The organism is Caballeronia sp. M23-90, from assembly GCF_053574605.1.
On record NZ_JBSIPA010000278.1, the window covers coordinates 1 to 8,840 of the forward strand.

Here is an 8,840-nt window from a genome sequence, read left to right on the forward strand (position 1 = left end):
TCGCAGCGCGAGCCAGTCGGCGACTTCGGTTGCCAGCGAAAACCCGAGCGGCGCCTGAGCGCGCATTTCAGCCACGTTCACGCGCATTGTGCGGATCATACCGGCCATGGCGGGCAGCACGAGTTCGAGTGTATCGATGCTGTCGAAGGCCGCGATCTTGTCTTCCGCCAGATCGCGGTTATATGCGAGCGGCAAAGACTTGAGCGTGGCCAGCAAGCCGCTCAGGTTGCCGATCAACCGGCCCGCCTTGCCGCGCGTGAGCTCTGCGATATCCGAGTTCTTTTTCTGCGGCATGATCGAGCTGCCGGTGGCGTAGGCGTCGTCGAGTTCGACCCAGCGGAACTGGCGCGATGTCCACAGGATCACTTCTTCGGACAAGCGCGAAAGATTCACCGACAACATGCTCAGGATAAACGTGAACTCGGCGACGTGGTCGCGTGAAGCGACGGCATCGACGGAGTTTTCGCACGGGCCGTCGTAGCCGAGTTCGAGCGCCGACAGATCGGCGCGCAAACAGATCGCGGACCCGGCCAACGCCGCCGCGCCCAGCGGCGAGCGCGCGGAACGGCGGTCCCAGTCGACCAGACGGTCCACATCGCGATAGATCGATTGCGCATGCGCGAGCAACTGATGCGCAAACACGATCGGCTGGGCCGGCTGCAAATGCGTGAAGCCGGCCGTGATGGTTTCCACGTGCGCGTTTGCCTGTTCAATCAACGCATCCTGCAGTTCATTCACCGCGATCGCGAGCTGTCGTGCCTTGTCCCGCAGATACAAACGCAAGTCGTTCGCCGCCTGGTCGTTGCGCGAACGTCCTGCGCGCAGCTTCCCGCCGACCGCCTTCAGCCGCTGCGTCAGCTCGCGTTCCAGGAACGTGTGGACGTCTTCATCGGCGAGGATGGGCGCAAGTTCGCCCGCGGCGAATTCCTTTTCGATCTGATCCATCGTGCCGAGCAACTGCTCGAGCTCGGCCGCGCTCAGGATCCCCGCGCGTTCGAGTTCGTTCGCGTGCGCACGCGAACCGGCAAGATCGTAGGGGGCGAGGCGAAAGAAGCTGGGATCCGAACGGGAGAGGTTTTCCAGCGCGAGCGAGGGTCCGGATTTGAAGCGGCCGCCCCAGAGGCGTTCGGTTGCTGCATTCGTGGTCATGGGGTTTTCCTGTTCGTTAAGGCGTTCTGCTCATTACGACTAGCTTAATCGTTCAAATTTTTTGCTTGTACAGAGAATTAAATTCGCATCAAATCAAATTTTTCTCAGCATCTCCGGGTTCCCGCCATGCGCCACAGATTGCCGCCGCTCAACCCGTTGCGCGCATTTGAAGCCACCGCCCGGCATGGCACGGTCGCGGCCGCCGCCGATGAACTCAGCGTCACCGCGAGCGCCGTCAGTCACCAGGTGCGTGTGCTGGAAAGTACGCTGGGCGTCGCCCTGTTCATCCGTTCGAAGGCGCGCGTGAAGCTGACGCCCGCGGGCGAGGCGTTGCTGCAGCCGGTCAAGACCGCGTTCGACATGATCGCGACGGCCGTCGTGAGGCTCGATTCGCCGGCGATCGCGGGGGATCTGGTGGTATCGGCGCCATTGCTGTTTACGTCGCGCTGGCTCGCGCGGCACATCGGCGATTTCCTCGACCAGTTTCCGGCGGTGAACCTGAAGCTGATTCCGTCGAACGATGACAAGGAAATCTATTCCTCCGATGTCGACCTGTGCATCCGCTACGGCGAAGGCCGCTGGCGCGATCGCGACGTCAAGCTCATCACGCATCCGGTCTTGTTCCCCGTGGTGAGCCCCGCGTTGATGAACGGTCCGCGCACATTGCGCACGGTGCAGGACCTGGCGAACCGGACCTTGTTCTGCGAATACGCCGGTTCATGGACACGATGGCTCGCGGCGGCATCGGCGGACAAACTTGCGGGCTTGCGCATCCTCGAGATCGGCATTGCGCACGTCGGGATCGAAGCGGCCGTGCGAGGGCAGGGCGTGGCGCTGGGCGACAGCGTCTCGGTACGCGACGATCTCGCCGATGGCACCCTGATCCGCCCGTTTCGCATCACCGTGCCGGCGAAGCATGCGTATTATTGGGTGCGTCGAAATGAACTGATGGAGTCGCCGCTGATCGCGGCGTTCATGGCATGGGTGGACGACAAACTGGGGTAGAACGCGGGACTTGTTTCGGCGAATAGCGCAGATTGATCGTCGCAAATCCCTGATTCGCGGAGACGGCATGCGCGGTAAGCTCTGACCGTCGATTCCCACTTTCCATTCAATGGCAGACATGACCGCAAACGCGCCGCATGGCGTTGTGCTTCAGGCAGACGCGCATCGGCAGAGCCGCCGCTTTGCCGATGCGCTGGCGCTTGTGCAACCCCTGCTCGACTCTTGCGACGCAGGTGCCGATCGCGTGCTGGCACTTGACATCGCGGCGTTCTGTTCGCTCGGCCTGGGCCGGACACCCGACGCGGAAAAATACTGGCGAGTATCGATCGAGATCGCGCCTGACGTTACCGGCGCGTATCAAAACCTGGGTGTGATGTTGAAGGGACTCGGCCGCGTCGCCGAAGCGGAAATGCTGTTTCGCGAGGTGCTGGCAAAAAGCCCCGACACAGCGGAGGCGCGTTTCCACCTTGCCAGCATACTGTTCCGGGAACATCGCTTTGTGGACGCCGAGGCCGAATATCGGCACGTGCTGCGGATCATGCCGGCCGCCGCAGAAGCGCACAACAATCTGGGCAACCTGCTTGAGGTGCTCGATCGCTTTTCAGAAGCCGAATCGCACATCCGGATCGCGTTGTGCCTCAACCCTGACCTTGCGGAAGCGCACTATAACCTCGCCAGTCTGATGCGTCAGGTCCGGCGTCTGGACGAGTCCGAATCGGCTTACCGTCGGGCGCTCGTGCTGCGTCCCGGCTATCGGGACGCGTCACTCGGTCTCTCGACGCTGCTGATGAGCATGGGGCGCTTCGACGAAGGCTGGGAACGCTACGAATCGCGTTACGATTACCCGCTGTTTGTTCATGGTCAGTCGAAGACGATGCTTGGCTGTCAGCAATGGCAAGGCGAGCCGCTCGCCGGCAAGTCGTTGCTGGTCTGGCAGGAAGACGGCCTTGGCGACATGGTTCAGTTCGCCCGGTACCTGCCGGTGCTCAAAGCAGCAGGCGCGCGGCACGTCGCGCTTGGGTGCGTGAACGCGTTGCATCGGCTACTTGCAAACGTCAGTGGCGTCGACGCGGTGCTGGATCACGCCACGGCACAGGCGCAATCCGCATCGTTCGATTACTGGACCAGTCTTGTGAGCGCGCCGCTGCATTTCAGGACTACAGTCGAGAGCATTCCTGAGCCGTTGCGTTTGCGTCCGGATCAAGCGCTTATCGATCAATGGCGCCCTCCAATCGCCGCACTCCGTGGTGCCATCAGGATCGGGCTTGTATGGAAAGGCAACCCGAAACATCACAACGACGCAAACCGCTCCCTGCCTTCCGTGGCGACGCTCTCGCCCCTCTGGTCCGTGCCCGGCGCCCGTTTCGTGAGTCTGCAAAAAGGACAGGGCGAAGAGGAGGCGGCCCACGCGCCGGAGAATCAGCCGCTGCTGCATCTCGGCTCGGCGGTGACGGATCTCGCGGACAGCGCTGCGGTCATCGCCGAGCTTGATCTTGTAATCTGCGTGGATACGTCGATTGCGCACCTTGCGGCTTCGCTGGGCAAGCCGTGCTGGGTCTTGCTGCCCGCTCGCGATGTGGACTGGCGCTGGATGAATGACCGCGATGATTCGCCGTGGTATCCGCAGAATGTGCGCCTCTTCAGGCAAAGAAGCGGGGATCGCGGATGGGCTCGTGTGATCGAACGGATCGTTCCGTCCTTAGCCGCGTTCGTGGGGGCCGCGTCCCTTCTGGACTGACACCAGGTTCCTCTTCAAACGGCCTGCGCGATTTTCGCCGGCAACGGTACCGGGTCTTCGCCCATCTGTTCGATCCGGATATGCGGGTCCCGTGCAAACCGGAAGCCGTTGCGGCCTTTTCGCTTGGCTTCATACATCGCGCCGTCCGCGCTGCTGATGAGTTCATCGGCGGATGCCTGGCGGGCGTCGGTGCACATCGTGATGCCTACGCTCGTACTGATGTCGACGGTGACGCCCGGCAGGACAAACGGCCGCGTCAAGGTGCGGCAGATGTCCTGTGCAACCCGGCTGCACGCATTCGCCGTAGCGATTCCCTGGCTCAGGATGATGAATTCGTCGCCGGCGAGGCGGCTGACAACATCGTTCTGGCGAACGACTTTCTTCAATCGCTTGCCCACTTCGATCAGCAATGCATCACCGGCGTCGTGCCCGTAGGTATCGTTGACGGTCTTGAACCCATCGAGATCGAGAAAGAACAACGCGAACGGGACGGCTTCGCGCTTGCCGTGTTCGACTGCTCGGGCCAGTTCTTCATGCAATGCCCGGCGATTCGGCAGGCCGGTCAACGGGTCAAGCATGGCCTTGGCCAAGAGCACGTTTTCCGCGAGCTTCCGGTCGGTGATGTCCTGGCTCATGATGTAAAAGCCCGCGACCTTGTCGCCGCGAATATCGGGAATGTAGGTCGCACTCCAGATGCGCTCATGCTGCGGCCAATAGCGGACATTGTCGTACGTGACCCGCTCGCCCGCCAGGGCGCGTTCGAAGTAAGGACGAAGCTCCTCGAAAAGTGAAGAACCCAGTGTCTCCTCGAGCGATTTCCCGCGCAGGCTGCCCGGCTCCACGCCGAAGACATCGCGATACACGTCGTTGTTGAACTGGTAGCGCAGGTTCGCGTCTACATGGCCGATAAGAATCGGCAGGTTATTGGTGATGGTCTGCAGCGTTTCCCGGCTCTGCGTCAATTCGGCCGTGCGTTCGGTGACGCGCTGCTCGAGCTCGTGCTGATAGTCGCGCAGGAACTTCTCGCTGTCCTTGCGCGCTGAAATGTCCTGGATGACGCTGATGAAGTGCAGCGGCTGACCGGTTTCATCGCGTACGAGCGCCACGCTCAGATCGACCCAGACGATCGTGCCGTCTCGTCGCCTGTAGCGCTTTTCCAGCGAATAGGTCTTCCTTCGGCCGAACAGCAGATCGGCGACGAGTTGGAGATCCATCGCAAGATCGGCTTCCACCGTGATTTCCGGGAACGTCAGGCTGAGGAGCTGTTCGGCGCTATAGCCGGTGATTTCGCAAAGTTTTGAATTGACATCGATAAACCGGCCGCTCAGATCGACGATGGCCTTTCCGGTTGGCGTCTGCCTGAAAATGGTCTCGAAGCGAGATGCGCTCAGCGCGAGATTACGGCGGTCGAATTCCTGCACGGCCCGGCCAACCCGCGCGGTTTCCTTGTGCAGCAATTCTCTTTCAACGGTGCGCGCCAGGTCGTGCAACGCGCTGATGGCGGAGCCGCTGAGCGTGCGGGGTTTTGTATCGATCACGCATAGCGTGCCGAGCACGAGACCTTCCGCGGAACGCAGCGGAATGCCCGCATAAAAGCGGATGAACGGTGCGCCAGTGACCAGCGGGTTGTCTGCAAAGCGGGCATCTTCGAGCGCATCCTCCACCAGCAGGATCTTGTCGATATCCAGCGCATGCGCGCAAAAGGCGAGGTCGCGGCTGGTTTCGCAAACGTCGAGGCCTACTCGCGATTTAAACCACTGACGGTATTCATCGACCAGGGAGATCAGGGCGATCGGCACCTGCAGCATCTCGGCAGCGATCCGGGTGATGCGGTCAAAGGCTTCGTCAGCGGGTGTATCGAGGACGTCCAGCCCTTGTAAGAGGCGTAGTCGAGCTGCTTCGTTTGCGGGCACAGGCGCTTTCGACATATACCTTTTAGTGGTGGAAGCTGGTTATCAGTTAATTCGTAGTATCGACTCCTGAGGCCACAACTTTAGTCATGCCCCAATTTAAATCTCCAACTTTTCCGTTCTGATAACGAAAAATTTACCGGCTGGACATGGAGGCAATATTTCTCCTGTGCACTCGATTGTCGAAAAGCGTTCCACGGTAAGTGTCCTGCCCGAAACAACAATTCGATATGCACAGATTTGCGATATAAACATTCCTCTGATGAGAACGGCAGATCAGCGCGTCGCTGCAAACGGCCAATTTCCGAAAAATTCTGGCTTTTTTCATCTGATGTAACCAAATGTATTTGATTTTCATCTGGCTCGCGTATCATTTACTCATACTAAAGTGGTTATGTATCTTTTACCGTTTTGGAAATGTTGAATCAGGGAGCTTTACGTCGGGGTCCTTTGGTATTTTTGATCCGTCACGGCGTCATGTTTAACCGTCGCGTTCTGGCACCGATTGGCCAAACGTTTGCTTCGGACGCGAAAACGTCGTACCGAACTGAATAAACGGTTCAAGTTTCATGTTTTCCTACCGTTAATTCAATTGCGTGCATTAGATATCCTAAACAAACCTTCATGAAGGAATGACCTCCTCAAGAAATTAGGATCACAAAGTAAACCTAGCAAGGGCCGTTCATCGGCGGCCTTTCTCGTTCGCATTGCACAAAAACTGACCAAACTTTTTTATGCCGGACTTCGCCCGGCAGGGGAAAACTCGCCATGTTGAAACGACGTCAATTTCTTGGTGGCCTTGCGGCCTTCAGTAGCAGCTATTTGTTGGCCGCATGCGGTGGCGGCTCGGGCGCAAGCAGTACCGGCGCCGCTGTGAGCGCTGCAGCGAATGTCCAGGCATTGCAGAACGCGGCCATCGGGGGGGCATCGACTAATGGAGCGACAATACCTCCGGCGGCCTCCTTGACCGACAGCAACGGTGCCGTCTGGACGCTGTCCGGCGGCGTGGTGTACAAGAATGGCGCGGTCGCCGGCGTCAACTACAACGTATCGCTGGTACTGTGGTTCAGCAACACCATCTATCACGAGAATTCTTCCGGAAAGTTCTATGCGTGGTCAGGTTCGGGCTGGTCCGCTTGTCTTGATCCGCGTTCTGCGAGAGGCACCTCGCCCAACGGTACGACCATCCCGACCGGCACGTATATCAACGACGCAGTCGGCAGACAGTGGACAGTCACGAACGGCGTGATTTACCGCGACGGCGTGGTGGCCGGCATCAACTATGGCGTCGCCTTGCTGCTCTGGTACGGCGGCAATATGTGGCATCAGAACACGAGCGGGCAGTTCTACGTCTGGGCCGACGTGGGCGCCGCAGGCTGGCTGCATGCCACTGACCCTCGCATCGCGACCGCGCCGGTTGCCGGAAACTTCTACGGTATCAACGGGCACTTCGACTACACCTATAGCCCTGCGCAAGTTGTAACGATGCTGAAGGGTTTGGGCATGTCGACCTACCGTGTCGGCGTCAGCGACGACCCCACGCAGCTCAACGCGGTGTCGGCCCTTGCACAAGCTTTCCAGTCGGCCGGCATGACGCTTTTCGTGCTGATCAACCAGGGAATGACCGACGCATCCGGGAACGTGCTGAGCGGTGAGAGCGTCGCTTACAACCAGGCGTACATGGTTGGATCGACCGTTGCGAACAGGCTGAAACAGTACGGTGTGACCATGTACGAATGCGGGAACGAGCTGACCCGCCAGAATTCGACCATTCTGGACTTCAATCAGGCGGGTAATACGGCGGCCGACTTCAACAATGCGAACTGGCCGGCCATGCGAGGTGTGATGCGAGGTATGCTCGATGGCGTGAGGTCGGTTCAGCCGAACGCCAAGTGCGGCATCAATTTTTGCGCCTCCGACATCGGCGCCGCAGACGCCTTGTGGGAAGGCTCGCAACCTGACGGAACCACGGGACATCCGATCGTGCGCTGGGACATCACGACGTGGCACAACTACGAGGTGTACGGTGACATCTTCAACATCGGCACGGACGGCGCGGGCCCGGGCTTCGACTTGCCGACTTACTGCAAGGCCCGGTACGGTGTGCCGTTCATGATCACCGAGTGGAATACGGGTCCTGAGCAAACGCAGGCTTACCGTGCGACCTACATCACAACCCAGTTGACGAACCTGTATCAGGCGCGGAAAACCCACAATATTCAATCGACGATGTATTACGTGCTCGACAGCGGCAACAACACCTTCGGGATCGTTACGGCCGGCGTGAAGTCGATTCTCCCCTACGCGGCCTTTGCAACTTTCATCGCGGCCAACGCCGACGTTTGAACGTTGTTTCTGAAGCACGACTGCCGGGTCGCGTTCCCTGCTTCGGCAGCAGGGAGCGCGACCCGTTTGTGCATTTCCGTTTGGCCGGCCACATATCGCATTGACGCGACAAAGCACAATCACCTGAAGAACGGACGTGTTCCGGCCCGAGCGGGATTCCGGCGACAGTCAACATAGTCAATGCGATATTGGAGAAACAATGGGTTGGAAAAACCTGCTGATCGAAGCGCCCGTCTGGTTAATCAGCCGGTTCTACCGGCCGCGCTTCGATCCGAACCGCAAGACGCCCCGCGAGATTCTGGTGTTGCGCCCGAATGATTTCGGTGAGCTGCTCACCACCACTCCGCTTTTCGAAGCGCTGCGCAAGCGCTTTCCAACGACGCGCCTGATCGCCGGTGTAGGAAGCTGGGGGCGTCCCATTCTGGAAAACAATCCGTTCGTCGATGAAATCATCGAGATCGATGCGCCCTGGAACAACAAGCTCGTCGAGGACCGGTCGCATCGCAATGTAATGCGGTTTCTCTGGAAGTCGCCGCAGGTCGCGGCACTGCGCGCACGAGGCGGTTTTGACGTGGGTATCGACGTGCTCGGCAGCCATATGGGCGCGGTGCTGTTGATGCGCGCGGGCGTCAGATACCGCATTGGCGTGCGCGGGTATCGCGGCGGCTGGAGCGGCTGCCAGGATTACATCA

General features: G+C 59.6%; 6 protein-coding genes. 4 read left to right on the forward strand and 2 right to left on the reverse strand.

All coding sequences use genetic code 11. The features are described 5' to 3' along the window. On the reverse strand, positions 1-1,149 hold a 1,149-nt coding region (gene argH, locus ACRXB1_RS23315), incomplete at its 3' end, for an argininosuccinate lyase (RefSeq protein ID WP_449493359.1). A gap of 126 nt (positions 1,150-1,275) precedes the next feature. On the opposite strand from argH, the gene ACRXB1_RS23320 reads away from it, so the two are divergent. Beyond that, positions 1,276-2,154 carry a LysR substrate-binding domain-containing protein gene (locus tag ACRXB1_RS23320; RefSeq protein WP_449493360.1) on the forward strand — a complete coding sequence of 293 codons (879 nt, stop codon included), beginning with the start codon at positions 1,276-1,278 and terminating at the stop codon, positions 2,152-2,154. 118 nt (positions 2,155-2,272) lie between these two features. Continuing rightward, positions 2,273-3,892 (forward strand): tetratricopeptide repeat protein, encoded by a 1,620-nt coding sequence (locus ACRXB1_RS23325; RefSeq protein ID WP_449493361.1) that lies wholly within the window; start codon positions 2,273-2,275, stop codon positions 3,890-3,892. A gap of 14 nt (positions 3,893-3,906) precedes the next feature. On the opposite strand, the gene ACRXB1_RS23330 is transcribed toward ACRXB1_RS23325, so the two are convergent. Further along, positions 3,907-5,820 carry a bifunctional diguanylate cyclase/phosphodiesterase gene (locus tag ACRXB1_RS23330; RefSeq protein ID WP_174362176.1) on the reverse strand — a complete coding sequence of 638 codons (1,914 nt, stop codon included), beginning with the start codon at positions 5,818-5,820 and terminating at the stop codon, positions 3,907-3,909. Positions 5,821-6,570: 750 nt separating this feature from the next. Here ACRXB1_RS23330 and ACRXB1_RS23335 point away from each other — a divergent pair. Next, positions 6,571-8,148: a hypothetical protein gene (locus ACRXB1_RS23335; protein ID WP_062003221.1), complete on the forward strand. Its 1,578-nt coding sequence runs from the start codon at positions 6,571-6,573 to the stop codon at positions 8,146-8,148. A gap of 199 nt (positions 8,149-8,347) precedes the next feature. Continuing rightward, on the forward strand, positions 8,348-8,840 hold a 493-nt coding region (locus tag ACRXB1_RS23340), incomplete at its 3' end, for a glycosyltransferase family 9 protein (protein ID WP_449493362.1).